22 protein-coding genes are annotated in these 25,678 nt (G+C 49.8%); 6 read left to right on the top strand and 16 right to left on the bottom strand.

Annotated features, from left to right (window positions below; genetic code table 11):
• Positions 1-16: 16 nt before the first annotated feature.
• The 3 genes from xylA to QQL65_RS00780 form a co-directional block, all read right to left on the bottom strand.
• Positions 17-1,321 (bottom strand): xylose isomerase, encoded by a 1,305-nt coding sequence (gene xylA / locus QQL65_RS00770; protein ID WP_284361040.1) that lies wholly within the window; start codon positions 1,319-1,321, stop codon positions 17-19.
• On the bottom strand, positions 1,318-2,769 hold the full coding sequence (gene xylB / locus QQL65_RS00775; protein ID WP_284361042.1) for a xylulokinase: 1,452 nt from the start codon (positions 2,767-2,769) through the stop codon (positions 1,318-1,320). The genes xylA and xylB overlap by 4 nt, the downstream gene beginning before the upstream one ends.
• A 193-nt stretch (positions 2,770-2,962) precedes the next feature.
• Positions 2,963-4,000, bottom strand: a complete 1,038-nt coding sequence (locus tag QQL65_RS00780; RefSeq protein WP_284361045.1) for a LacI family DNA-binding transcriptional regulator — start codon at positions 3,998-4,000, stop codon at positions 2,963-2,965.
• Positions 4,001-4,196: 196 nt separating this feature from the next.
• On the opposite strand from QQL65_RS00780, the gene QQL65_RS00785 reads away from it, so the two are divergent.
• From QQL65_RS00785 to QQL65_RS00805, 5 genes are all read left to right on the top strand, one after another.
• On the top strand, positions 4,197-5,726 hold the full coding sequence (locus QQL65_RS00785) for a sugar ABC transporter ATP-binding protein (protein WP_284361048.1): 1,530 nt from the start codon (positions 4,197-4,199) through the stop codon (positions 5,724-5,726).
• Positions 5,719-6,738 carry an ABC transporter permease gene (locus QQL65_RS00790; RefSeq protein ID WP_284361051.1) on the top strand — a complete coding sequence of 340 codons (1,020 nt, stop codon included), beginning with the start codon at positions 5,719-5,721 and terminating at the stop codon, positions 6,736-6,738. Before QQL65_RS00785 ends, QQL65_RS00790 begins: the two co-directional genes overlap by 8 nt.
• Positions 6,739-6,830: 92 nt before the next feature.
• On the top strand, positions 6,831-7,787 hold the full coding sequence (locus QQL65_RS00795) for a substrate-binding domain-containing protein (RefSeq protein ID WP_284361053.1): 957 nt from the start codon (positions 6,831-6,833) through the stop codon (positions 7,785-7,787).
• Between the two features lie 71 nt (positions 7,788-7,858).
• Positions 7,859-8,917, top strand: a complete 1,059-nt coding sequence (locus QQL65_RS00800; RefSeq protein ID WP_284361054.1) for a sugar phosphate isomerase/epimerase family protein — start codon at positions 7,859-7,861, stop codon at positions 8,915-8,917.
• Positions 8,917-10,077, top strand: coding sequence for a Gfo/Idh/MocA family protein (locus QQL65_RS00805; RefSeq protein ID WP_284361055.1), 1,161 nt, complete (start codon positions 8,917-8,919; stop codon positions 10,075-10,077). Before QQL65_RS00800 ends, QQL65_RS00805 begins: the two co-directional genes overlap by 1 nt.
• 90 nt (positions 10,078-10,167) lie before the next feature.
• Here QQL65_RS00805 and QQL65_RS00810 read toward each other — a convergent pair whose 3' ends face one another.
• The 7 genes from QQL65_RS00810 to QQL65_RS00840 all read right to left on the bottom strand — a co-directional run bounded on the left by QQL65_RS00810 (position 10,168) and on the right by QQL65_RS00840 (position 18,488).
• Positions 10,168-11,196, bottom strand: coding sequence for a LacI family DNA-binding transcriptional regulator (locus tag QQL65_RS00810; RefSeq protein ID WP_284361056.1), 1,029 nt, complete (start codon positions 11,194-11,196; stop codon positions 10,168-10,170).
• 148 nt (positions 11,197-11,344) lie between these two features.
• Positions 11,345-11,821 carry a c-type cytochrome gene (locus QQL65_RS00815; RefSeq protein ID WP_284361058.1) on the bottom strand — a complete coding sequence of 159 codons (477 nt, stop codon included), beginning with the start codon at positions 11,819-11,821 and terminating at the stop codon, positions 11,345-11,347.
• A gap of 457 nt (positions 11,822-12,278) precedes the next feature.
• On the bottom strand, positions 12,279-13,751 hold the full coding sequence (locus tag QQL65_RS00820; protein ID WP_284361059.1) for a multicopper oxidase family protein: 1,473 nt from the start codon (positions 13,749-13,751) through the stop codon (positions 12,279-12,281).
• Positions 13,669-14,574, bottom strand: coding sequence for a c-type cytochrome (locus QQL65_RS00825; protein WP_284361062.1), 906 nt, complete (start codon positions 14,572-14,574; stop codon positions 13,669-13,671). Before QQL65_RS00825 ends, QQL65_RS00820 begins: the two co-directional genes overlap by 83 nt.
• Positions 14,574-15,155, bottom strand: a complete 582-nt coding sequence (locus QQL65_RS00830) for a c-type cytochrome (protein WP_284361064.1) — start codon at positions 15,153-15,155, stop codon at positions 14,574-14,576. The genes QQL65_RS00825 and QQL65_RS00830 overlap by 1 nt, the downstream gene beginning before the upstream one ends.
• 384 nt (positions 15,156-15,539) lie before the next feature.
• The gene (locus QQL65_RS00835) at positions 15,540-15,950 is read right to left on the bottom strand and encodes a c-type cytochrome (RefSeq protein WP_284361066.1); all 411 of its coding nucleotides are present in this window, start codon (positions 15,948-15,950) and stop codon (positions 15,540-15,542) included.
• A 66-nt stretch (positions 15,951-16,016) separates the two neighbouring features.
• Positions 16,017-18,488, bottom strand: a complete 2,472-nt coding sequence (locus QQL65_RS00840) for a heavy metal translocating P-type ATPase (protein WP_284361069.1) — start codon at positions 18,486-18,488, stop codon at positions 16,017-16,019.
• Positions 18,489-18,647: 159 nt separating this feature from the next.
• Here QQL65_RS00840 and QQL65_RS00845 point away from each other — a divergent pair, with 159 nt between their 5' ends.
• On the top strand, positions 18,648-18,848 hold the full coding sequence (locus tag QQL65_RS00845; protein WP_284361071.1) for a heavy-metal-associated domain-containing protein: 201 nt from the start codon (positions 18,648-18,650) through the stop codon (positions 18,846-18,848).
• Positions 18,849-18,872: 24 nt separating this feature from the next.
• Here the strand turns inward: QQL65_RS00845 and QQL65_RS00850 are convergent, their stop codons facing one another.
• From QQL65_RS00850 to soxA, 6 genes are all read right to left on the bottom strand, one after another.
• On the bottom strand, positions 18,873-20,144 hold the full coding sequence (locus QQL65_RS00850; RefSeq protein WP_284361073.1) for an NAD(P)/FAD-dependent oxidoreductase: 1,272 nt from the start codon (positions 20,142-20,144) through the stop codon (positions 18,873-18,875).
• A gap of 77 nt (positions 20,145-20,221) precedes the next feature.
• Positions 20,222-20,521 carry a c-type cytochrome gene (locus tag QQL65_RS00855; protein ID WP_284361075.1) on the bottom strand — a complete coding sequence of 100 codons (300 nt, stop codon included), beginning with the start codon at positions 20,519-20,521 and terminating at the stop codon, positions 20,222-20,224.
• 50 nt (positions 20,522-20,571) lie between these two features.
• Positions 20,572-21,648, bottom strand: coding sequence for a c-type cytochrome (locus QQL65_RS00860; protein WP_284361077.1), 1,077 nt, complete (start codon positions 21,646-21,648; stop codon positions 20,572-20,574).
• Positions 21,632-22,939 carry a sulfite dehydrogenase gene (gene soxC / locus QQL65_RS00865; protein ID WP_284361078.1) on the bottom strand — a complete coding sequence of 436 codons (1,308 nt, stop codon included), beginning with the start codon at positions 22,937-22,939 and terminating at the stop codon, positions 21,632-21,634. Before soxC ends, QQL65_RS00860 begins: the two co-directional genes overlap by 17 nt.
• 89 nt (positions 22,940-23,028) lie before the next feature.
• A complete protein-coding gene (soxB, locus tag QQL65_RS00870; protein WP_284361079.1) occupies positions 23,029-24,723 on the bottom strand; it encodes a thiosulfohydrolase SoxB in 1,695 nt (564 codons plus the stop codon).
• An 82-nt stretch (positions 24,724-24,805) separates the two neighbouring features.
• Positions 24,806-25,660 (bottom strand): sulfur oxidation c-type cytochrome SoxA, encoded by an 855-nt coding sequence (gene soxA, locus QQL65_RS00875; RefSeq protein WP_284361080.1) that lies wholly within the window; start codon positions 25,658-25,660, stop codon positions 24,806-24,808.
• Between the last annotated feature and the right edge of the window lie 18 nt (positions 25,661-25,678).

Genomic DNA, 25,678 nt, shown 5'->3' on the forward strand with positions numbered 1-25,678 from the left:
ACTCCTAAGTGTGAAATCAAACGAACCGATTGACGTAGTTTTCCAAAATTTCCTGACGACCCGATTTCGGGCTCGGATTGACGTTTTTTGCGGCCACAGTCGCAGCAATATCGTCCAAACCGCTCGACAGCATCGCTTTTGCTTCGGGTGTATCCCAACCCGCATATCGCTCGCTCAGCGCGTCTTTTAATCCACCATCTTCGATCATTGCTGCAGCAGCTTTCAGGCCACGTGCACAAACATCCATCCCGCCAATATGGGCTGCAATCAAATCTTGTGGATCAAGCGACTGACGACGCAACTTGGCGTCAAAGTTGGTGCCACCAGAGGTGAAACCACCACCTTGCAAAATATGGTAATAAGCAAGCGCAACTTCAGGCACATTGTTAGGGAACTGATCTGTATCCCAACCCGACTGATAGTCATTGCGGTTCATATCTATTGAACCAAAAACGCCAAGCGCGACGGCGGTTGCAATTTCATGCTCAAAAGAATGCCCGGCAAGAATAGCGTGTCCTTGCTCAAGGTTTAGCTTCACTTCATTTTCAAGACCGTATTTCTGCAAAAACCCAAAGCAGGTTGCAGCGTCAAAATCATATTGGTGCTTGGATGGTTCCTGCGGTTTTGGCTCAACCAAAATCTGGCCCTTAAAACCAATCTTGTGTTTGTACTCAACCACCATATTGAGAAAACGGCCCATATTGTCGAGTTCGCGTCCCATGTCAGTATTGAGCAGGGTTTCATAGCCTTCACGGCCGCCCCAAAGCACGTAATTCTCGCCGCCTAGTTTCATCGTGGCGTCCATACAGGTTTTCACTGTGGCTGCACCAAACGCAAAAACGTCAGGGTCCGGATTTGTCGCAACACCAGACATATAGCGGCGGTGCGAAAACATATTCGCCGTGCCCCACAACAGCTTGGTGCCGGTTTGCTCCATCTTCTGCGCAAAATAGTCTGAGATCTCTTCTAGGTTTCGCGTGTTCTCGGCAAAGTCTTTGCCTTCAGGTCGCACATCGGCGTCGTGAAAGCAAAAGTATGGAACACCCAGAATTTCAAACATCTCAAAGGCAACATCGGCCTTTAATTTTGCCAGGTCCATCGTGTCACCAAACCAAGGGCGATCAAATGTTTGACCACCAAATGGATCACCACCCGGCCAAGCAAAGGAATGCCAATAAGCGGCTGCAAAACGCAAATGGTCTTCCATCCTTTTGCCCAAGACCACTTCGTCCGGATTGTAATGATGAAACGCCATCGGATTAGTGCTTTGAGCACCTTCGAAGTTTGCTTTGTCGATGTTTTTGAAAAAGCCTGTGCTCATTGTACTGCCTTAACTGCTGGATAAATTTGTTGAAACTTTTGGTAAGCCGCATCATACGCTGCCACCAATTCTTTGTTTGGCGTAATTGTTCGCGCAATTGTAGGTGACGTCATTACGCTCTTTGCATCGGCGCCAGTTGCGGCGCAAATCGCCAGGCGAGCGGCGCCCAATGCCGCCCCAAAGTCGCCCTGCTCTGGAACATCAATTGGCGTATTGAGTGTGGTTGCCAGCATCTGCACCCAATATTCAGATTTTGTGCCGCCACCCATTGCTAGCAAGCTTGGCATTTGTGCCCCGGTGGCGCGCAAAGCATCTAAACTCTCTCGCAATGAAAAGCTAACGCCCTGCAAAACAGCCTGAGTTAAATCCAAATTTGAATGGGCTATATCCAATCCAAGGAATGCGCCCCGAATGGCACTGTCATTATGTGGCGTCCGCTCCCCTGAAAGATAGGGCAAAAAACTAATGCTGGTTGGTGTCGACAAGTCGACGCCCAACGCATCTGTTAGCTCCTTCGGCGTTTGACCAACAAGGCCAGAGAGCCAATTCAGGCTGTCCGTTGCAGCCAAAGTCACACCCATCTGATACCAGCGATTTGGCACCGCATGACAAAATGTATGCACAGCCCGCTCCGGCTTTGGCGCATAACCATCACGACCCGCCAAAATAACGCCCGAAGTCCCTAGTGAAACAAAGCCTTGACCTTCACCCAAAATGCCTGCGCCACAGGCCGCTGCCGCGTTGTCAGCAGCGCCACCAGCAACGACAACATCGCCAGCGATCCCCCATTTCGTAAGCAGTTCACTTCTCAGACTTCCGGCTGGTGATGATCCTTCAACAAGTGCGGGTAGCATTTCACTGTCAACGCCACTCGCCGCAATTAGAGTTTCCGACCATTGGCGCGCGCCAACATCGAGCCAACTCGTGCCTGCTGCATCAGACATTTCTGATCGCAACTCGCCGGTCAGCCAGAACCGTAAATAGTCCTTTGGCAACAAAACAGTTTTAGTGCGCGCAAATATTTCTGGTTCATTGTCTGCAACCCATTTCAGTTTCGGCGCAGTAAAACCTGGGAAAACGATATTGCCCGAAAGTTCTCGCACACCTGAAATACCATCAAGCTCCGCTGCCTGGACATGGCTTCGTGTATCATTCCACAAGATGCATTCACGCAATATCTGCTGATTTTCATCAAGCAGAACCGCACCGTGCATATGCCCAGAAATCCCAATTCCCTCTAATTCTGACAACTGAACGGCAAAATCAGAGACCAATTGAGCGAATACGTCTTCACACGCGCGCACCCAAAGCGCTGGATCTTGTTCACTCCAACCCACATGCGGATGAGACGTCTGATAGGGACTTTGAACGGACCCCACCGGCCGGCCGTTTTCGTCAATCAGCAATGCACGCAGACCAGATGTCCCTAAATCAAGACCAACAAACATGACTATTTCTCCTCGTCGACAAACTAATTGCGTTTTAATTCGAAAGTCAAATTAAAAAATTCTTATGTCAAATTATTGCCGCGCTTGGCTATTCAATTCGACCTCGAAAACCAAAATGGGATGTCCAAAGACTATTCAGGAATGTGCCGGAATGATTGCGCACATTCCACAACAAAACCGGCATGATTTAGCGCTAGGCCAATGGTTCCATCCGCGGCGAAGAACAACTCTCACGTACAATCAGATCGCCATGAAGCAATTCATCTTCGGCTTCATCAACGCCCCCCGCCAAACGGTCAAGCAGCTTGTTCATTGCTGTTTCGCCAATCATCACTCGCGGTTGACGAATCGTTGTCAGCGACGGGTTCATGCTGCTCGCAAATTGAATATCGTCAAACCCAATGACCGAAAAATCTCGAGGTACATTGAGCCCGCGCGCGCGTAAAGCGGAAATCACGCCAATCGCAGTATCGTCATTGTAACAAACAAATGCAGTTGGCAGCGTATCGCGAATGAATAGGCGCTCAATCGCGGCCCGCCCTCCTTCATGGGTGCCATCCCCAGCCACCCGCCAAGGCGAACTGCGCTTGAAGTGGGACGTAAGCGCATTGCAGTAGCCCTGATATCGCATTTCCGAAACAATATCGCCCTGCTGTCCGGAGATAAATGCAATTTGCTCGTGGCCTAATGATATCAGATATTCCGTTGCAAGCTTGGTCCCCCCGACATCATCCACACCCACATAAGCAATTTTGTCTTGGCTAACGGGACGGGACACAGCAACTGTTGCCGGGAACGTGTTAGGTGGACTTTTTCCCCAGCCAGCTACCGGCAAATGCCCAGTCAGCAATAGAAGCCCATCAACCATACCGGTCGACAAGAATCGCAAATACTTTTCTTCAGAATCAACATTCGCCTCTGTATTGCCAATAAGCACACCATATCCGCGAGCGTTCGCTGCCTTTTCCAATCCGATCAATATGCCCGGGAAATTTGGATCGGCGATTGAGTGTGCCAATACCATCACCATTTTGGAACGCTGCATGCGCAAATTTTGCGCCATCGCATTCGCGGTGTAGCCCGTGCGCGCGATTGCAGCCGTTACCTTCTTCCGCGTGCTTTCCGCAACTTTTTCCGGCATCCGAATTGCGCGGCTAACAGTTGCAATGGACACGCCAGCGATCTTGGCTACATCCTCAATAGTTGCTGGTCTGGACGGAGAATTACTCAATTATCGCAATACCTTTAGTAGCATCGGCCCAACACGATTTTCATAGAACCAATCATCTTATGTGGGTATGACACATTTCCACAGCTATGAAAAGGTTTACATAAATCGCAATGTAAAGGTTTACATCATTCATGAAAAGGTTTACATAACGATCATTGGCGCACTGAAAACGCGTCAATTTGGGAGGAATAGAACAATGCCGTCACACGAGAATAGTGACATCACGCCACTTTTGTGCGCCGACCGCGTCAGCATGTCGTTTGGTGAGGTCCCCGTGTTGTTTAGCGTCAGTTTTGACGTCAAAGCGGGCGAGGTTCATGCACTAATTGGAGAGAATGGCGCAGGCAAATCTACCCTGATGAAGATTCTCGGCGGATTTCACCAGCCAACTTCTGGACGCATTCTTTTTGAAGGCGAACCAACGGCCCTTCCCCCATTTGGCCAGTCGGAAGCATTGGGCATTGTCCTTATCCACCAAGAGTTAAATCTTGCCGAGCAGATGACCGTTGAAGAGAACATTTTTCTTGGGCGAGAGCATTCTAGAAGCATCTTCTTAGACCGCAAGTCCATGACGGAGCTTACACGGAAATATCTCGCGGATATGGGTGTAGACATCTCCCCAAGCACGCGAATTTCAGACCTATCAATCGCAGAAAAGCAAATGGTCGAAATCGTCAAGGCGATGAGCCGAGACGCAAAAGTGCTCATTATGGATGAGCCAACAGCAGTCTTAACTGAAGCTGAAACCGAGCTATTCTTCAGACAAGTTGAAAAACTAAAAGCAAAAGGCGTCGCGATTGTCTTTGTTTCGCACAAACTACCAGAAGTAAAAAAGATCGCCGACCGTGTGACCATTTTACGTGATGGTCAATGGATCGCCACCAAATCCACTAGCGACCTGACGATGGACGCTATGGCACAAATGATGGTTGGTCGCGAACTGTCCAATCTTTATCCGCCAAAGAACGAAACCGACGTTGACGCTGAGATCGTTTTGGCGGTGCGCAATATGCGAACTTCTGAAATAAACGATGTTTCCTTCGACCTTAGAAAAGGCGAAATACTAGGTTTTTCTGGCCTGGTTGGTTCAGGGCGAACGGCGCTATTTGAAGCCATCTGCGGCATCGAGCCTTTTGAGAGCGGCGAAATTTTTGTCGATGGTGTTTCGACACATTTTAAATCTGTTGCTGAGGCAAGAGATGCGGGCATCACCTACCTGACCAAAGATCGTAAGGGCAAAGGCTTATTGCTGCAGCAGACGATGCGACCAAACCTATCGCTGTTTGCGCTGCCCAAATTCGTCAAAAATTTCATGATGGACACGGACGCCGAGGAAGCCGCTCTTAAGCGTGGAATTCGTCGTTTTGACATACGAGCGCGTGATCCAAAAGTTCTGGTTGGCGACATGTCTGGGGGCAATCAGCAAAAGCTCCTGCTTGCAAAGACAATGGAATGCGAACCGCGCATTTTGATCATCGACGAGCCCACACGCGGGATCGATGTAGGCACAAAACAACAAATCTACCACTTCATCGCCGCGCTCGCCGCAGATGGCATGTCAGTCATCGTTATCTCTTCGGAAATGCCAGAGATCATAGGCGTCTGCCACCGCGTTGCGGTCATGCGCGAAGGTCGAATTACCGGCTTTGTATCGGGCAGCGAAATAAATGAAACAGAAATCGTGCGCTACGCCGCCGGTTTGAAGGAGGCACCAGCGCATGTCTGAGAATGCAGCAGCACAACCAACAAAAAAATCATGGCCTGAGATTGACTTTAAGACGCTTGGCCCAGCTATAGCGCTACTGATCTTGTGCATAATTGGCTACTCGCTCAATTCAGCATTTTTGAGCGAAGGCAATGTCACGAATTTGCTCACACGCTCTGCCTTTATTGGCATCATTGCCATTGGCGCCACATTTGTCATTACCGCTGGCGGCATAGACCTTTCAGTTGGCTCAATGGCAGCCGTTATTGCCGGGTTGATGATTATCATCATGAACAATGCAGTCGATACATTTGGCTCTGGCGTTGCCACCGTTTTAATTGGCTGCGGATGTTCGATCATCCTTGGGATTGGCGCAGGTTGGATCAACGGTGTGCTTACTACAAAAGGCAAAATCGAAGCCTTCATTGTAACACTCGGCACCATGGGCATATATCGCTCATTAGTGACGTATTTCGCCGATGGTGGCACGCTATCTCTCGACTTTGCCATTCGCGGTACATATCGGCCGGTTTATTACGAAAGTTTCTTTGGCCTACCGATACCAGTTTGGGTGTTTATCGCCGTCTCCATAGTCGGCTGGGTTCTGCTTAACCGCACCGCCTTTGGACGGTTCTGCACAGCAATCGGCTCAAGCGAAGCAGTTGCCAAATACTCCGCCATTAATGTTGATCGCATTAAAACCTATACGTACATCATTCAAGGCCTATGTGTGGCACTCGCGACCATAATTTACGTCCCCCGGCTCGGCTCGGCATCTGGATCAACCGGCGTATTGTGGGAACTTGAAGCCATCGCAGCCGTGATTATTGGCGGGACAGTGCTCAAAGGTGGCTATGGACGGATTGGCGGCACAATCCTTGGGGCTCTAATCCTTACAACGATCGGCAACATCCTGAATTTTACCGATCTCATCTCCAACTATCTCAACGGAACCATGCAAGGCCTGATCATTATCATCGCCGTTTGGTTGCAGCGAGGCAGCTGGGGCAAAAACAAGAAAACTAAAACCTAGAAGATTTACGTAACGGCACAACCGGAACGTGATTAACCGAGCATTGCCGGTGACCGGTACCGCTCACTCAAAATTCCAATTGGGAGGAACCAATGAATTTAACAAAAACAATGCTTTCGCTGGCAGTCGGTGGTGCTATCGCACTATCTAGTTCAGCATTCGCAGACGACAAAATCAAAATCGGTGTATCATACCCAACGCCAACCCATGCATGGGCAGCGGGCATGAACTGGCATGCAGAGCAGGCAGAGAAGCGTCTTGAAGCACTCTACCCAGATGTGGACCTAATTTTGGTCAACTCACCTGATCCAAGTGCGCAAGCTAGTGCTCTAGAGGATTTGGTCTCCGTTAGCCAAATCGATGCGCTTGTTGTGCTTCCATTCGAATCTGAGCCACTCACAGACCCGGTTTTGAACGTCAAGAAGTCTGGCGCGCTAATCACCGTTGTTGACCGTGGTTTGAGCCAGCCTGGTATCGAGGACATTTATGTCGCGGGTAACAACCCTGAGCTTGGTCGTGTTTCAGCGCAATATATGAAGGGTCGCCTAAGCGATGGCGATAACATCGTTATTTTGCGTGGCATTCCAACGACCATCGACAATGAACGTTTTGACGCATTTATGGCGGAGATCGAGGGTTCTGGTATTAACGTACTTGACCACAAGCACGCAAACTGGAACCGCGACGATGGCTTTGAAGTTATGCAAGACTTCCTAAGCCGCTTCCCGGATATCGATGCTGTTTGGGCGCAAGATGATGATATCGCAATTGGTGTTGTTGCGGCTCTCGAGCAAGCAGGCCGCACAGGCGATGGCATGTTCGTTGTTGGTGGCGCTGGCATGAAAGAAACCATTAAGTCTATTGCAGATGGCAACGAACTTCAGCCAGTTGATGTACTGTATCCACCTGCGATGATTGCAACAGCCATGGACGTAACAGTAGCTGCGTTCAAATCAAACGGACCAGTAGCCGGGCGGTACATTCTTGGTGCGACATTGATCACGCAAGAGAATGCAATGCAATTCTACTTCCCAGACTCGCCGTTCTAAGCAAACGCGAGTTCTAAAAGACGGCGGAGGGTCCAACACCCTTTGCCGTCCTCTTTTTTTGGAGAGCACTCATGAAAACAATTAAGGGTCCAGCCCTCTTTCTTGCACAATTCGCTGGCGACGATGCGCCATTTAACAACTGGAATGACATTACCAAATGGGCGGCGGATTGTGGCTATTTGGGCGTGCAGGTGCCCAGTTGGGACAATCGACTGATCGATCTTGAACGTGCAGCGACATCCAAATCCTACTGCGAAGAGTTGCAAGGCGTCGCCCGTGAAAATGGCGTGGAGATCACCGAACTCTCAACCCACCTGCAAGGCCAATTGGTTGCCGTTCACCCAGCATACGACAAAGGCTTTGACGGATTCGCGCCTGCTCAGGTCCATAACAACCCTGAAGCGCGCCAAATATGGGCAGTCGACCAAGTCAAGAAGGCGCTTACTGCATCAAAAAATCTTGGCATCTCACAACATGTTTCATTTTCCGGCGCTTTGGCCTGGCCCTATCTTTACCCCTGGCCACAACGCCCAGCAGGCTTAGTTGAAGAAGCATTCGATGAACTGGCCAAACGTTGGTTGCCGATCCTTAATCATGCCGAGGATTGCGGCGTTGATATTTGCTATGAAATTCACCCCGGCGAAGACCTGCACGACGGGATAACCTTTGAAATGTTCCTTGAGCGCGTGAACAATCACCAGCGCTGTAACATGCTCTTTGACCCCTCACATTTTGTCCTTCAATGCCTCGACTACTTGGACCACATCGACATCTACAAAGACCGGATCAAGATGTTCCACGTCAAAGACGCTGAATTTAACCCGAATGGACGCCAGGGCGTTTACAGTGGATACCAATCTTGGGTCGATCGTGCCGGTCGTTTCCGCAGCCTAGGCGACGGCCAAGTGGATTTTGGGGCGATCTTCTCAAAAATGGCAGCAAACAATTTTGATGGCTGGGCAGTGGTTGAATGGGAATGTTGCTTGAAACATCCAGAAGATGGCGCACGCGAAGGCGCTCAATTCGTCAAGGACCAAATCATTCGCGTTACAGAGCGCGCATTCGACGACTTTGCGGACGGCGGCACTGATCGGGCTGCGAACCGTGCAATGTTGGGGATTACGGAATAATGGTCAGCGCAGCAAAAGAAACACAATCAAACGCACCACTTCGCCTTGGCATGGTCGGTGGCGGCAAAGACGCTTTTATCGGCGAAGTTCACCGATTTGCTGCTCGGCTTGATGGGCACTATGAATTGGTGGCGGGCGCTCTTTCGTCCACGCCTCAAAAGTCACGCGAATCCGGAGAAGTTCTGGGCTTAGCGCAGGACCGCATCTATGATGATTTTCATCAAATGGCTACCGAAGAGGCGAAACGTGACGATGGAATAGATGCTGTTGCAATCGTAACGCCAAATCACATGCACTATCCAGCAGCCAAAGCGTTTCTTGAGCAAGGCATCAATGTCATTTGCGACAAGCCTTTGACCTCGACGATAGAGGACGCGCTTGAACTCGAAAAAGTCGCCAACAAGTCAGATGCACTTTTTATCCTAACCCACAATTACACTGGCTACCCTATGGCGCGCCAAGCCAAAGAAATGGTCGCCAACGGTGAGCTAGGCAATATCCGTCTAGTCCAAGCTGAATATGTCCAGGACTGGCTTACAGTAGAGGAAACCAACAAACAGGCCGATTGGCGCACAGATCCTGCGCGTTCCGGTGCTGGTGGTTCAATTGGCGACATTGGCACCCATGCTTTCAACCTTGCTTGTTTTGTATCAGGTTTGGAAGTCGAAAGCCTTGCCGCAGACCTGCAGTCTTTCGTTCCCGGTCGTCGGGTTGATGACAATGCCCATATCATGATGCGGTACGCTGGTGGCGCAAGGGGCACGCTTTGGTGCAGCCAAGTTGCGCCAGGAAATGAAAACAGCCTAAAGCTTCGTATTTACGGCGATAAGGGCGGGCTCGAATGGTGCCAAGAAGACCCAAACTATTTGTGGTTCACACCATTTGGCGAACCCAAACGCTTAATTACGCGAAACGGTGCGGGAGCTGGCAACGCGGCCGCGCGTGTTAGCCGTATTCCGGGGGGGCATCCCGAAGGCTATCTTGAAGGGTTTGCCAACATTTACAGCGAAGCGGCTAGCGCCATCCGCGCAAAGAAATATGGAACTGCTAGACCGGAGGCCACTCAGTTTCCCGGCATAAAAGAAGGCATGCAGGGTATGAAATTCATCAACGCATGTGTTTCATCTTCAGCAGAAAACTCCAAGTGGGTCACACTCTAATAATCGGGCTCGCGCAATTCATCGACAACGCGCGAGCCTTTACTCGCAAAAGAAAAAACAAACGCGACGGTCAAAAAGCCGGTTTCGAGTTTACTTAGGAGCCGCAGTGCTGTTACGCACGACGAGCCAGGGCTCAATTTGATTTCTGGTCGTTCTGGGCTTCTCGCCATCAATCAACCGCAACATCAATTGTGCTGCTTGTGCGCCCACCTTCCGGCGTGGTTGATGAATTGTGGTTAGCGGCGGAATGTAATAAGCAGCGATGTCCAGATCATCAAAACCAACAATCGACACATCATCCGGCACACTTACGCCCGCCGCCGCAAGCGTCGACATAAACCCAAACGCAGTTCGGTCGCTGGCACAAAACACAGCTGTCGGTTTGATGTCCAGCTGCAGGAAGTCCTTTGCCGCTTCAACGCCTACTTCGATGGTGTAATCGCCTTCAAAAACCCATGCCGCATCTGGATCTGAGCCAACATTCATCAATGATGCCCGAAACCCTTCAAGTCGGTCCAACCCCGGCCGGTGGTCGAGTGCACCAGTAATGTGGCCAATATTTGTATGGCCAAGCTCAATTAAATGCGACATCGCCATCTTCGCGCCGAGCAAATTGTTGATTACAGCAATCGGCACATCAGGATCATCACTCCACTCGCCGGCAGTAACGATCGGCGGCATGTCCGGTTGTTTAGATCGCATTTCGGCAATCGAAAAATGCCCATCCAGACTGATGATGCCATCACAATTGGCCTTGGACAAATAGTCGAGAAAATTCGGCCGCGACATGGAAGGCTTTCGCGTATCCGCGATCAACACTTTAAAATCGCGCTCATCGCAAACGGTCTCAATGCCTTGCAAAACGTTAGAGAAGTGCGAGTTTCCAATATCGGGCACCAGCGCCACAATCGTGTCGGTATTTCGGCGACGCAAATTGCGGGCAGCGTGGTTCAAAACATAGCCAGTTTTTGCCACCGCTTCGGTCACTTTTAGTCGGGTTTTTTCCGACACCATTTTAGGGTTGGAAATGGCACGACTAACCGTCGCCGTTGAAACGTTCGCTTCCCGTGCCACATCTTGCACGGTTGGACTGGTGCTTTTTCTAAGGTTTTCTTTCATTGTCGGACATTTTTGCAGGCAAGCCAGTCCAATTGCAAGCCAATGTTGATCGTTACAATCTAAAGTCTAGTATTCTTTTCTATGTAACCTATTTGGAACGGCAAAAGGTCCCTTTCAATCGCCGTTCCTCTGTGTCCTGCTGCCCCAACTATTGTTTAATGGCGTTCAATTCATCATGACGCTTCTGAATCGATTCCGGCCAACGAGACTTAATGTATGCCAACGCCGCCACAATTTCGTCGTCGCTTAAGATCTCTTCATATACTGGCATGTCAGTTTGATAGTTTGGATTGTTTGACAAACGGGCAATGCCGAATTTGGTAATGGCGAACAAAACCTCGTCTTTGTGATGCCAGGTATGCCCCGTTTCATCATGTGGTGGCGCTGGCATTTTTCCACTATCTTTTGGCGTCCGCCAATTTGGCTCGCCCTGCAGCTCATCACCGTGACATGAAGCACAGTTCTGCTGGTAGATTTCTTTGCCCTCTGCCACCACTTGGCGATCATAGTACGGGAACAGTGCACCTTCTGGCAGCTCTGGTTGCGTATTGCCGATCGTACCCCAAGCAACAGCGCCAATCGCGACTACCGCGACAAGCCCAATGGCTATATATTGTTTTTTCATTTTTCTCACCCCACCGTATTGGTGTGAACAACTTCTTTAAGACCCGTTAGAGTCAGCTCATTTTCAACTATGCTGTCCAGTAGCAACTACAAATATCGGAGGTGGGTCCCTAGGAGGATCATCCGAGGGCAACATTTCCCGTTGAATAACAGCCGCAAACTCGTGTCGTGTAACGACATAAGGGAAAAAGAAACTCGTCGTAATCCCCACAACACAACCACCAAGACAACTGGGTTCATTTGAACCATCATCCAGACTTTGGCAGCAAGCATTGTCGCTCATACTGAAATGAACCAATTCTGAAGAAACAACCCCAACTTCAGCTATGTCTGTCAACGGAAATGCTAAGACAACTTGCGATAAAAGCAGCAACGCTGCGAAATACAGCGACGGAAATAATCGTTTCGAGTTTTCACCATTGTCGCGCCTCGTCCACAATCTCGTTAGATCATTTCGATCATCCATTGACTTCAATCCAAGCGTTCATGCCGGATGCCGCATGCTCAAGCATGTGACAATGAAACAACCATTTTCCGACGTTGTCGGCAACGAACGAAATTCGGGTTGTTTGTCTAGGCGCGATCAAAAACGTATCCCTCCATAGGGAATCATGTTCGACGCCATCACCATCTCTGTCTTCAATCAAAAAGTGATGCCCATGCAGATGCATCGCATGCATAAAAGCAGTGCTATTTTCAATTTGCAATGAAACCGTTTGCCCGTGTTTTACCGCTAAGATTGGCTGCTCCATCAAGTTGGCGACACCGTTAAACGCCCAAAACTGTTGAGTGCGTTGAAACCCCGCCATATCAAGTTTTTCACCCTGATAATAAATATCATCAAGGGTTCCCATTGCGCCGCCCGTCATTCGGATGGAAAACTCCAATTGATCTGTGCTTGAGGGAAATGGAAGATCATTTGGCCGAGGATGAGTATAACCAATTGCTTTCGTTGCACCGCTAGCCAATTCAAAAAAGCAAAACGGAAACGCTTGTCCAGACACTTCCTCCAACGCAAATGGATTTTCAGGATAAATGAGCAAATCAACGCGCTGTGCCGGCCCTAACAGCAATGGACGATAATGTAGCTCGATTGGCTCCTCTGGAACAGGTTGACCATCAAAGGCTACAATTCTACCACCAAACTTTAACGGATCCAATTCAAGGACCCTTGAATTGCTAGCGTTGACTAATCTCAGTAGATTTGCAGCGCCAGATCGCAGCATAATTTTTGGCGCGCTTTTTCCATTTACTGTAAGCCAATTCCCAAGCCTTCCGCCATGGCTCCAATCCATCTGCGCACCAAGGCTGTCTTTATCTAACTGACCATTAGCATCTAGACGCCAGTCATCAATAACCAGAATATGATCTTGGTCTTCTGGCAATGCAGGTCCCGACGCTGGTTCAACAATCAAACCACCATAGAGTCCACGTGCAACCTGCGACCAACTGTTATTGTGTGCATGATACCAATAAGTTCCTGCATCCGGCGGCGTGAATTTGTAGACAAAGGATTCACCCGGATTTACTGCCTGTTGTGTCAAGCCAGACACACCATCCATTGAGTTTTCAATGCGTAATCCGTGCCAATGCACGGAGGTTGGTTCAGGTAATAAATTGGTAAAGCGGATGATCGCTTCTCGCCCTTGCCGCAGCTTAATTACTGGCCCGGAGATTTCGCCGTTATAACCCCAAAGATTTGAAGCTAAGGCATCTTCAGCATGGTGCAGTTTATGACTGACAGGCGCAGCAATCAATTCAACCACACCGTCAACTTCTTTGGCAAATAGAGCCGGAGGTGTCGCAACCAATGCCGCGGCACCCCCTATAATTTTGATGGCGTCGCGCCTACTTATCTGCGGCATTTTGATCTCCCAGCAAATAAGTTGCGATTGCGCTAAGGTCTTTTGGAGACAAGAAAGACGTTCCATCTCGTACCACCTCGACCATTGAACCGCCAAAAACGTCGCCATCATATTTGATGCCCGTTTTTAGTGCATATGCCAGCCCCTCAACTGTCCAACCCTTTTCCAGCAACTCTTCTTTTGTGATTGCTGGCGACTTTCCACCATCGGGCAACTTGTTTGCACCATGAAGTCGTTGCTCCACTTGCCTTGCACCCGCAAAGTTTCGTGGGGTATGGCAAGCTCCACAGTGCGCGGGGCCCTCCACAATGTATTTTCCGCGGTTCCAAGCAGCAGATTTAGACGTATCTTCTTGGAACTTTTCAAAATCAACAAACGCAGCTCGCCACAGTTTCAATCCCGCGCGAAAGCTAAAGGGAAACTTCATCTCATGGTCTTTTGAGGCTATTTCGACGGCGGGAACTGTTTTGAAGGCAGTCCACAAGTCAGCAACGTCCTGATCACTTAATTTCGCATAAAATGGAAATGGAAACGCAGGATAATATGGTTCACCACTAGGAGAAACTCCCTGCCGCAAGGCCTTGGCGAACTGGTCAATTGTCCACTCGCCCATGCCAAATTTCGCGGACATCGTCAGGTTTGGCGAGTAAAATGTCCCAAAATCGGTTGGCAACGAAAGCCCACCGGCAAGAGGGGCACCACCATTTTCAGTGTCGGTATGACAGGCAATACAGCCGGACATCCGCGCCAAATAGGCCCCTCGCCCTGCATTACCCTCCAACTCCTGCAATTCAACTTGAGCCCCGATTGGCCAGGCGACAATTGCAATCGTTGACACCGCGGCAATTGCCGCAGCGCCAGCTACTAACTGAACAACAATTTTGCGCATTATTTCTTCTCGAGCCTAAACTTCGAGTGACAACTTGCGCAAGTTTGGGCCAACATGTTGAACACGCCATCTGCTGGCATCGCAGAAATTGTCGCCAAATCAATTTCCTGTTTGGCTCCCATCATCCCCGATCCGCTCATCATGCCGGCGCCGTCTGCCATTCCACCGTCACCCATCATGGACGTTGTCGTGCCTTGTTGCATCATCAAACCGTTAGGCGCCGCTTTTTCAAGCGCTTGAGCATAGATTTTTAGTTGTTGAGATATCTCTTCAAACTCTGCCCAGTTGGACCATATCTCAAGTTTTGCTTCCGACGGACCGCCATCGCTCCCCTCCGGGAAAAGTTTACTTAATTGCTCACCTGCATGCACTTGAATCTTCAACGCATTCTCTTTGACGACTTCTGGATCGTAGTCGACATTCCCACGCATCATTTCTGACAAGACTTTGACCGCGCTCCCCATTGCGGACATACCATCCATACGTTCCTTAACAATCCCCGTCGCACCGCCATGAGCCAGCGCAGCGCCTGTGATCGATATGGCAGCAATTGTGCCTAGCAAAAATTTTATATTCTTCATTTTTCTTCCTCTAATAACTGTGAATTTCAATTGGTGAAAATTCAATCATTTCGAGGAGGGGGAGGTTCCTGACCAATGACCCTAGCAAATAAAGCCAACAAAGACGTTTGCGTGTAGCCTAATCGTAGTTTTCGAAAATGTGGCGCAGCGATCTGATTCCCAACCGCAAGCTTGGCACCACAATGGATACTTGAGCGATCGTCACAACTGGTTTGATAGCCAAGAGAAGATTGATGTACATGTTGTTCTTGCGTCTGTTGGTTGTGCGCGTGATCTTCAACAACCAAAATCGTCCCATTGGTCGGCAACGAGACAAGCACCACAAGCATTAGTGATATCGCCAACATTGCGATCTCTTTCATACCAAAACTAGCGTGCTTGAGACTATTCAATGCCGTTGGCCACCTGCAGTTTTCTAAGGTAGGTTATCACGGACACCATGTCGTCTTCGTTAACACTGGGCACCGGCGGCATATCGCCGAATGGCCAGTGATGTGATCGAACACCTACCTGTGCAGCCAGCTTAAAGGCTATATCGGCATGATGGGAAGGTTTATAAATCCTGTGAATCAGTGGCGGTGCAATGCCTTGACGACCCGCAGCGTTTTTGCCGTGACAGGCAGCACAGTTTTCATCAAACGTCTGCTTGCCCTCCATTATCTCTTCGCTCACAACAATGGGAACAACTTCGATCATCGATTCACCAGTTGGCTCGGGCTTAGTACGGTCAAGAATGACCACACCAAAAAGCCCGAACACCAATAAAACCACAATGATCGCCGTTCTATTTGCCATTTCACGTTTGTGCCCAGACAACAGGTCCAAATTAAGGCATTGAACACTGTAGTTGGACAAACAAAATCAAACAGCGAACCGTTTCAAACGCAATGCGTTACCTAAAACGAACACGCTCGACAAAGCCATCGCGCCGGCGGCCAACATAGGCGAAAGCAATGTGCCCGTTGAAGGATATAGTACACCTGCCGCCACCGGGATTAAGCTGACATTGTAGGCAAATGCCCAAAAAAGGTTTTGCTGAATATTCTTGATTGTCGCTTTCGACAAAGCAATCGCATTTGCGACGCCCTGCACATCGCCGGACATTAGCACAACATCAGCACTTTCGATTGCGATGTCAGTACCCGTACCGATGGCAATGCCAACGTCAGCTTGGGCAAGCGCAGGCGCATCGTTGATACCATCACCGACAAAGCTAACACGCTTATTCGCCGCTTGAATTTGCTTAAGAACCTCAACTTTGCCTGCTGGCAGCACTTCAGCATAAACATCGTCAATCTTCAGTTTTTTGGCGATGGCATTGGCCGTTTCTTGATTATCGCCGGTTATCATTGCCACTTTTAAGCTGAGCGCATGCAGCGCATCAATTGCTTTTGGTGTGGTTTCTTTTATTGGGTCGGCGACGGCGATAATGGCAGCTATTTTGCCATCAATGGCGGCGTAGAGTGGCGTTTTTGCTTCACGTCCAAGTCGCCTTGAGATTTCAGCAAAGGCAGACAATTCGTGGCCGAGCTTTGTCATAAAGCGATCAGCCCCAACCTCAACCGTACGCCCGTCCGCCTCGGCCCGAATGCCGTAGCCGGTAAACGAGTCAAATGAGCTTGTCTTGGGCACTTCAAGGCCCTGTTCATGTGCCGCTGCCACAATCGCCTCGGCAATCGGATGCTCCGAGTTCGCTTCCGCAGCCGCAACCAGCGCCAAGGCTTCCGCCTTATCAAAATCATCAGTTACGTCAAAATCCGTAAGCACTGGCCGCCCTAGGGTCAACGTACCCGTTTTATCGACGGCCACCACTTGCGTGTTTTTCAACTCTTGCAACGCTTCGCCATGGCGAAATAACACGCCCATCTCGGCAGCCCGTCCAGTCCCGACCATGATCGATGTTGGCGTCGCGAGCCCCATAGCGCATGGGCACGCGATTATCAAAACCGCAACACCGTTGATTAAGGCAAACGAAAGCGCTGGCTCGGGCCCAAACGCCAACCAAACACCAACTGTAATAAGCGCCACCAGCATGACAACTGGCACGAAAACCGCAGTCACTTTGTCCACTAGCGCTTGAATTGGCAGCTTTGACCCTTGGGCATTTTCGACCATCTTTATGATCTGCGCTAAAGCGCTATCTGCGCCAACCTTAATTGCGCGAAACTCGAAGCTGCCGGTTTTGTTTATCGTGCCACCAATGACTTCACTGCCAACACTCTTTTCGACTGGCACAGGCTCACCCGAAATCATGGCTTCATCGACAAAACTGTTTCCTCTAGTAACTTCGCCATCCACCGGAACCTTGTCGCCCGGACGAACCTGGACAATATCACCCGCAATGACCTCATCAAGCGAAACCTCGACAAACTTGCCGTCCCGCAAAACCCGTGCCGACTTTGCTTGCAGGCTCATCAGTTTTGTAATGGCTTCACTTGTTCGCCCCTTTGCCCGCGCTTCCAACAAGCGCCCAAGCAAAATCAGTGTGATGATGACTGCACTTGCTTCAAAATAGACGTTCGCTGTGCCAGCAGGCAGCAAAGAGGGCAAAAATGTCGCCACAACCGAATATCCCCAAGCAGCACTTGAGCCTAGGACAACAAGAGAATTCATCTCAGGCGCAAATCTCAAAAGAGCTGGCACACCCTTCTTGTAAAATATCATCCCAGGGCCGAATTGCACGATGCTCGCCATCACAAAATAAGCAAAATACAAATTGCGCATGCCTACAGATTCCATCAAAAGCATGTGCATGCCGGGAATGAAATGGGACCCCATTTCCAAAACAAACAACGGCAAAGTGAATACGACAGCAATCAACAGATTGCGCTTTAAGGTTGCATATTCCGCGTCCTTTTGAGCCTTGCGCTGCTCCAACGCATTCGCATCGGTCAATTGCGACTTGGCTCCATACCCCGCCTTTTTGACGGCTTGGGTCAGCGAAGCAGCATCCACATTGCCTCGCGCCTCGACCAAAGCGCTTTCGGTCGCCAAGTTCACCGATGCGGCGATAACTCCATCAACGCTCTTTAGTGCATCCTCAACTCGTTTCACGCACGAAGCACATGTCATGCCTTCAATTTCAAAGGTCATTGTGGTGGTCGGCACTTCATAGCCGGCATCTTCAATGGTGCGAACCACTTCGGTAATTGTTCCTGGTGAGTTGAAATTCAAACTCACAGATTCAGTTGCCAAATTGACAGAAACATCAGAAATTCCGTCAACCTTGGAGACCGCCGTTTCCACACGCTTTACACAGGACGCGCAGGTCATCCCGGAGATGGGCAAGTTAAGCCTTTTAACTTCGGCTGATAAGTCAGTATGCGCGTTCATTTGTTCACTCCAAAAATGACAATTGAACTCTTCATAAACCTTCCAGTCATTGGAAGGTCAACAGCTGTTTCAATATTTTGCCTATCGATGCATCTTGACCTTACAGCAAAGGGAAGGCTTATCAGTTGATTCAACGCACGACTTTTTTGGAGAATTGAAATGACGAAGTTTGCTGTGCCTGACATGACATGTGGCCACTGTGAAGCAACAGTGACCAAGGCAATCAAAGAAGTTGATCCATTCGCAAGCGTCAAAGCGGATTTGGCGACCAACACAATCACGCTTAGCTCAAGCGCCGAGGTGAGCACAATAACTGCGGCGCTTGAAAAAGCGGGCTATCCTAGCACTGCAATTGGCTAGTCAGTCCAGATCGACAAGCTAGGATTAGCCAAACATATCAGCAGTTATCGCTGCATACCAATCGACTGATGCTCGATAGGTGGCGGCTCGCGTTTCTGCGTCTTCGCCCGCTTGTGAAATAAAGCTTGAAGTTTTGCCAATCTTCTCGTCTGTCGCGCCATATGACGCTCCAACTTTGACGCCATCATCAACCGCAATCAAACTCCAACAAGTATTGCGATATTTGGCAGGAAAACGCTTACTGTCTAACAAATCCGCCCGAACGTGCATGGCGCAAACCTTTGCCTGACTGTTTGCCGAAAAGCCGGACTTTGGCATATCGCCCGCAATTGAACTATCGCCAATTACAAAGATATTTTGATCAACTGCCGAACGCATTGACGTAGGATCAATCTCGCAAAAACCGCTTTCATTCGTCAAACCTGCAAGTTGCGCAATTTTGCCTGCCATTTGCCCCGGAATAACATTCAGCAGGTCACCTGCAAAGTCGTCAAAGTCAGTTTCAACAATTCCGGCTTGCGCATCAATATTGCCAATACCGCCATGCACGTCGGGGCCAAGCCACTCAACCATTCCCGGATAGTATTGTTCCCACCCAGCTTGAAACAATCCTTGTTTGGAGAACTTTGGTTTGGGATCAAGCACAACGATGCGAGACTTTGAGAAGCCCTTTGATTTCAAAACATGTGCCATCATTGAAACACGCTCATATGGCCCAGGCGGACACCGATAAGGATTTGGTGGTGTTACCATCAAAATATTTTGACCATCTTCCAATGCATCCAGTTTTGCTTTCAGCAATTTGGTTTGCTCACCGCCATGCCATGCAGATGGTGCCAAGTCCATATCCGCAGCGTTGTATCCGGGGGTCGTGTCATAGTTGAAATCGATACCCGGCGAGATCACCAAGCGATCATAGGGAATTGGGTCACCGGCATCGATGCGGACTTGTTTTTTGTCCCGATCAACGCCCGTGGCATATGCGTGCACAACACGAATGCCATATTCTTGCGCCAACTTTTCGTACGAATGCGTAATCGATTCAAAACTGCGCAAACCGCCGAGATAGAGATTTGAGAAAAAGCAGGTTGTGAAATGGGTCTTGGGTTCAATCAGAACAACATTGATCGCACCCTTTGCATCCTTGGCAATGTATCGCGCGGCTGTGGCGCCCCCTGCACCGCCGCCGATCACCACTACCGTTGAATTTCCAGCCCCTTTTGCAATGGACGGCATGGCCAGTCCTGCAGCAGTTGCTCCAAATAGTGCGTTAAACGTTCTCCGGTTTAGTGTCATTTTCCCCTCCATGATTGTTGGTTGCAGCGCATCCAACTGATGCGCCATCCAATGCAAAGCGGGAAAGCTAACAAGTCCTATTCGGCAGCCCGCTCAAAATATGTTGCCAACGCAGCGATCTCTTCATCGCCAAGCTGCAATGCAATATCACGCATCGTTGTGTTTTTGCGCAGCCCTTGCTGAAACCGAACCATCGCATCGACGAAGTATGTTTTGTCATAATTGTATAAAGTGGGTATTTCGCTGCCCGCACGATGGCAAACAACGCATTCTCCGGCCAAATACGCGCCATAATCGACGTCGCCCGCAATGTTCAAAATTTCACCACCAAGCAGCTCACCATTTGCAAAGCTGAGTGTTGCAAGAGATTGATTCATGAAAGCCGCTGCCACAAGAGACCCAACAATGCATGCAGCGCTCCTGTTCATCATTCTTGATCCGGTGTTACATCCAAAACTTGGGCCCGCTTAGTGATTTCAACCGGACCAACCTTGCATTCGTTCATGCATGGGTCCGCCGAAACAGAATATTGCGGCTCATCTTCCCGATCATCGGCATAAAAATTGGCTGTGTTTGGCATCTCAACCGTCAGGAAGTTTTCCTTTGATAACTCAAACTCCTCATCATCAACGATATCGTTTAGATACAAAAGATATGCCGTGATTGCGTATGTTTCATCATCTGTCAAACTTGCTGCTTCACCAAATGGCATCGCGCGTTGAACATAATCATAAACTGTTGAAAGATACGGCCAGTAGGAGCCAATCGTTTTGACCGGGCGTTCATTTTGGAGGCTATTTTGGCCGCCCGCAAGAACCGGCCAACGACCGACACCTTCTCCGAAGTCACCATGGCAAGAAGCACATTTCTCAACGAAAACTTCTTCGCCATCAGCAACTGTTCCACGACCGTTTGGCAAACCCATTCCATCGGGACGCACATCAAAATCCCAAGCTGCAATTTCGTCATCAGTAGCAACACGGCCCAAATGAAACACGCCATGCTCAGGCACTTCAGCAGCGGAAGCGGCCACGTTTGTTTGCGTTGTCACTGCAGGCGCGTTTGCATCATCCGAAACGTCATCTTGCTCAGCAACAGGTGCCTGAACTTCTGCCGTCGAAAACGTGCCAAGGTATGCTAACAAATTGTCCATATCCTTTTGTTTTTTGATGCCCGCGAAGGACATTTTCGTCCCCTTCACAAAAGCCTTGGGTTTGGTCAAAAACGCATTGAGCGTTTCTTCATTCCAAACCAACCCGTCTTCGCCTTTCGCAAGCATGGCTTTTGAATATTTGAAGCCATCTTTCGAACCGGCGGCACGACCAAACAACTCATTAAGCTCGGGGCCCGATTTGTTCTTCGCCTTATCGCCGACCATGTGGCAGGCTTTGCATTTGTTAAAGACCTTCTTGCCTTTATCAACATCGCCTTGTGCAAACCCGGCAGCGGAAAATGCAGAACAAACCAGCGCCCCTAGCGCGACAGACTTAAGATACTTCAACATTCTCTGTCACTCCGTCTTTGGCCACATACCAAGTTTGAATTCCGTTATTGTGATAGATGGAATTTACCCCACGCACTGCGCGCAATGCATCCTTAGTGGGCTGCACATTTCGATATTCATCCATTGCACGCGACTGCAAATAAAGCGGCTCACCGTTCCAATCGATATCGAGATAGAAGCGATGAACTGAGCGCGACAGGCTTGGCCCGTCAATTCGTGCTGATCGCCAATTTCGACCTCCGTCAACAGACACATCGACCCGCGAGATTTTGCCAGCGCCTGACCAAGCCAGACCTGAGATAACTGTACGGCCTTTGCCATGAGTAACCGGCGCTTGTGGGCTTGGGCTAGTGATCACTGATTTGACGTCCATTTGCCAAGAGAACCGACGCGCCCGACCGTCAGGCATAAGATCTGTATATTTGGAGGTTTCTTCGCGCTGATGCCAAGGCTGATCGCCAACTTCAATTCGGCGCAACCACTTAATCCACATATTGCCTTCCCACCCAGGCACCACCAAGCGCATTGGATAGCCTTGTTCAGGGCGCAACGCTTCGCCATTCATCTTGAAGGCGATCATGCAATCATTAAGCGCTTTTTCAATTGGAATTGAACGGGTCATTGCCGAAGCGTCGCCGCCTTCAACCAACAACCACTTGCCGTTTGGTTTAATACCGGCTTCTTCCAAAACGTGGCGCAACTTGATGCCAGTATACATCACATTATGGATCATGCCGTGGGTGAACTGCACCCCATTCAATTGGGCCCCGCGCCATTCCATGCCCGAATTTGCAGCACATTCCAGGAAATACACTTTGTTTTCACGGGGAAACCGCTTGAGGTCTTCCAAGGTAAAAACCAGTGGCGTGTCCACAAGCCCGTGGATCATCAAGCGATGAGCGGTCGGGTCAATCTCCGCGATGCCGCCATGATGCCGTTCAAAGCACACGCCGTTTGGGGTGATGATGCCGTCAAGTTCATGCAACGGCGTAAAGCTAACTGAACTGACCGGGTCCGCAGTCAACCATTCAACATTTCGCCGTATCACGTGTGCTTCATGCGCGGAGGGAGTACCATATGGCCGCGCATCGACACCATCACCCAAATAGGTCCGCCAATCTTGTTTCTGCAAAATTACATTCTCGCCGGCAGCTTGCGCCGCCCCAGCAGCCGCTGCACCTAACGCAGCCGCGCCACCGGCAACTAATCCATTTTTCAGGAAGGCGCGGCGGCCATTATCCGGATGATCATTTCGACCTTTTGCGCTTCTCAGCATCGATTTTTTGCTCATCTGATAACGCCCCTCTTTGATTCATATGATTTTTCATATGTATTTTTACAAATTTTCACTCGCATTTCAAAAGAACTCTCAAATCAAGTCTAACTGGAAATAACTTTGACCGAACGGTTTGGCTCAAGCGCAACAACGGGGTTCTTCTGCAGGTGATCTTCCACCACATCCCAAATTGCAGGGCCCTCAACATCTTCGCTTACCGATGCCCAACCTGCGACAACATACGTGCTTTCTGGATTGATCTTTTCACCACTTTCCAGCAGCGTCATATCAGTGATCCTGTTACCGATCGTCTTTGTCGGGTCAATCGTGTAACCCATGCCACCAACTCGCACCATGTCGCCACCTTGTTGATAATAAGGGTCGGCATTAAACAAATTGTCGGCCACGTCTTCCAAAATGTCGTGGATGGTCTTGCCAGTCATCTCGCTACGATACGCAGACGGATAAGTCATTGCGCAGGCATTGTGCAAATCTTCAACGGTAATCGCCTCTCCTGGCAGAACGCTAGTGCCCCATCTAAAGCCTGGGGAAAGTGCGATGTCAGCATCACGCTCCTCAATAAGTGCCTGACAGATCAGGTCGTCGAAGGTGCCATTGAAATTGCCGCGACGGTATAAAAGGCTGTCCGTTGTGCCAAGTTCGCGCGCAAGTTCTTCGCTGTATGGTGCGCGCACCTTTTCAACCAACGCCGTCATTTCAGCATCCTGTTCAATCACATCAGAAAAGATTGGAACCAATCGATATTTAAAGCCCTTCACATCCCCTTTTTGGACGTCCAAGTCCAAACGAGAAACAAACTTGCCGTGCGAACCAGTTGCCACCAGCAAAGTCTTGTTCACCAGCAAAGGTTCGGGCAACGCATCGTGCGTATGACCGCACAAGATCACATCAATACCGTCAACGCGTTTTGCAAGCGCACGATCAACATCAAAACCGTTGTGTGAAAGCAAAACGATCAGCTCTGCGCCATCTGCTCGCGCAGCCTCAATATTGCGGGCGATATCTTCCTCGCGAATGCCAAATGACCAATTAGGGAACATCCAGCGCGGGTTCGCGATCGGGGTGTATGGAAATGCCTGACCAATTACCCCGACCTTTACGCCACCGCGTTCAAAAATCTTGTATCCCTCAAATGCTGGTTCGTTCCACTCAGCATCATAAATATTAGAGCCCAAGAATGGGAATGGCAGCTCGTCCACAATCTCAGTGACCCTGTCAACGCCATATGTGAATTCCCAATGCCCCGTCATCGCATCTGGTTTGAGGGCATTCATGACTTCAACCATATCCGCGCCATGGGTCATGTTAGAAGTGTAACTGCCTTGCCAAGTGTCGCCACCGTCGAGCAACAACATATTGTCCGCGCGGCTTGATCTGATGGAATTTACAACCGTTGCAATACGATCCATGCCACCCATTTTGCCGTAAGACTTTGCCAGGTTCACATAGTCTTCTGAGGTGAGCGCGTAAGCCTGAGCCGAGCCAGGCTGAATATTGTACAAGTCCAGAAAGTCTTTTCCCGTCACATGTGGCGGCTTGCCATAGGCGTCGCCAACACCCAAATTGATTGATGGCTCTCGGAAAAAGACTGGCATCAATTGCGCATGCAAATCTGTGATGTGGACCAGAGTGACATTGCCGTAAGCGTCCATGTCGAGCAAATCGCTTTGAGACAGCTCTTGGCGCGCAGCAGCGCGGGCCCATTGTCCCGGCATGCCCAGCCCACCAATTGCAGACGTTGCAACTGCCGCCATCAAAAACTCACGACGAGAAAACATAATTCACCCCTATTGAATCCTCACCCATTACGCCGGATCAGCAATGCAGCAGCGCCGTGGCGCTGCCGCGTCATATGTTGTTTTAGTTGCGCACCGATGGCGTTTCGACCGCCAACCCCGCACCACGTGATGCTACATAGGCTTCGAGCGCAATGAATTCATCCGATCCGCGCTTAAACGGCGTCGCCCGAATATTCTCCATACAACCTTTGAAGCGGCGATGGATTGAACCCAAACCTGCCCATTTCAAACGGTAAACCGGGAATCCATTGATCTGACCTTGGCTCAAATGATCTGAGCGAATTTGATTGCCATAATTATCTTCATGGCAGTTCGAACAAGACATATTGAGCTGACCAACGCGGGTATAGTAAAGGTCTTTTCCTTTTTCCATCCACTCAGCCATCGGCCCGTCTGTTTGAATATTCACCGGCATGCCGCGAGATTGTAAGCTAATCAGAGCCGTCATATTGACCATCTCTTTTTGCTCCCAACCCCAAGCTTCAGCGCCCATCCGATCTGTCCGGCAACGGTTGATCAGATTTTCCATTGTTGCTGGCTTATTGGTAGCCTCATCCCATTTCGGCAATTCAGCACGCAAACCTGCAAGGCTGGACACATCCTCATGACAGGAAGCACATGACTTGCCCTCACTGCCATCGGCGGTTTCCCAAGTCTCAGCCGCAGCGTCAACAGCCACAAATCCCGGATTTTCAAAGTCATCCATTTGCAGCGATTGTGTTTCCGGTGAGCGGAAGCGCCAACCTGAATAGATATGATCCAACGGTGAACTGTCAGGCGCAGCAACATCGGTAACAATAAGCTCGCCTTCAATGATCAGCTGATTATTGTCCGGATCGGCCAGCGCAGGCGATACAAGACTTGCAAGCATCGCCGCAATGCCAACTGCGGCAAAAATCCCCCCTACTTTGATCATCTGTCTCCTCCTCTAAAG

The organism is Maritalea porphyrae (genome assembly GCF_030159895.1).
In the GTDB taxonomy this organism is placed as follows: Bacteria; Pseudomonadota; Alphaproteobacteria; order Rhizobiales; family Devosiaceae; genus Maritalea; species Maritalea porphyrae.

Coding starts and splice junctions, on each gene's coding strand:
- xylA (WP_284361040.1), bottom strand. CDS start 1,321: ATGAGCACAGGCTTTTTCAAAAACATCGACAAAGCAAACTTCGAAGGT.
- xylB (WP_284361042.1), bottom strand. CDS start 2,769: ATGTTTGTTGGTCTTGATTTAGGGACATCTGGTCTGCGTGCATTGCTG.
- QQL65_RS00785 (WP_284361048.1), top strand. CDS start 4,197: ATGCCGTCACACGAGAATAGTGACATCACGCCACTTTTGTGCGCCGAC.
- QQL65_RS00790 (WP_284361051.1), top strand. CDS start 5,719: ATGTCTGAGAATGCAGCAGCACAACCAACAAAAAAATCATGGCCTGAG.
- QQL65_RS00795 (WP_284361053.1), top strand. CDS start 6,831: ATGAATTTAACAAAAACAATGCTTTCGCTGGCAGTCGGTGGTGCTATC.
- QQL65_RS00800 (WP_284361054.1), top strand. CDS start 7,859: ATGAAAACAATTAAGGGTCCAGCCCTCTTTCTTGCACAATTCGCTGGC.
- QQL65_RS00805 (WP_284361055.1), top strand. CDS start 8,917: ATGGTCAGCGCAGCAAAAGAAACACAATCAAACGCACCACTTCGCCTT.
- QQL65_RS00810 (WP_284361056.1), bottom strand. CDS start 11,196: ATGAAAGAAAACCTTAGAAAAAGCACCAGTCCAACCGTGCAAGATGTG.
- QQL65_RS00815 (WP_284361058.1), bottom strand. CDS start 11,821: ATGAAAAAACAATATATAGCCATTGGGCTTGTCGCGGTAGTCGCGATT.
- QQL65_RS00820 (WP_284361059.1), bottom strand. CDS start 13,751: ATGGAACGTCTTTCTTGTCTCCAAAAGACCTTAGCGCAATCGCAACTT.
- QQL65_RS00825 (WP_284361062.1), bottom strand. CDS start 14,574: ATGCGCAAAATTGTTGTTCAGTTAGTAGCTGGCGCTGCGGCAATTGCC.
- QQL65_RS00830 (WP_284361064.1), bottom strand. CDS start 15,155: ATGAAGAATATAAAATTTTTGCTAGGCACAATTGCTGCCATATCGATC.
- QQL65_RS00835 (WP_284361066.1), bottom strand. CDS start 15,950: ATGGCAAATAGAACGGCGATCATTGTGGTTTTATTGGTGTTCGGGCTT.
- QQL65_RS00840 (WP_284361069.1), bottom strand. CDS start 18,488: ATGAACGCGCATACTGACTTATCAGCCGAAGTTAAAAGGCTTAACTTG.
- QQL65_RS00845 (WP_284361071.1), top strand. CDS start 18,648: ATGACGAAGTTTGCTGTGCCTGACATGACATGTGGCCACTGTGAAGCA.
- QQL65_RS00850 (WP_284361073.1), bottom strand. CDS start 20,144: ATGACACTAAACCGGAGAACGTTTAACGCACTATTTGGAGCAACTGCT.
- QQL65_RS00855 (WP_284361075.1), bottom strand. CDS start 20,521: ATGAATCAATCTCTTGCAACACTCAGCTTTGCAAATGGTGAGCTGCTT.
- QQL65_RS00860 (WP_284361077.1), bottom strand. CDS start 21,648: ATGTTGAAGTATCTTAAGTCTGTCGCGCTAGGGGCGCTGGTTTGTTCT.
- soxC (WP_284361078.1), bottom strand. CDS start 22,939: ATGAGCAAAAAATCGATGCTGAGAAGCGCAAAAGGTCGAAATGATCAT.
- soxB (WP_284361079.1), bottom strand. CDS start 24,723: ATGTTTTCTCGTCGTGAGTTTTTGATGGCGGCAGTTGCAACGTCTGCA.
- soxA (WP_284361080.1), bottom strand. CDS start 25,660: ATGATCAAAGTAGGGGGGATTTTTGCCGCAGTTGGCATTGCGGCGATG.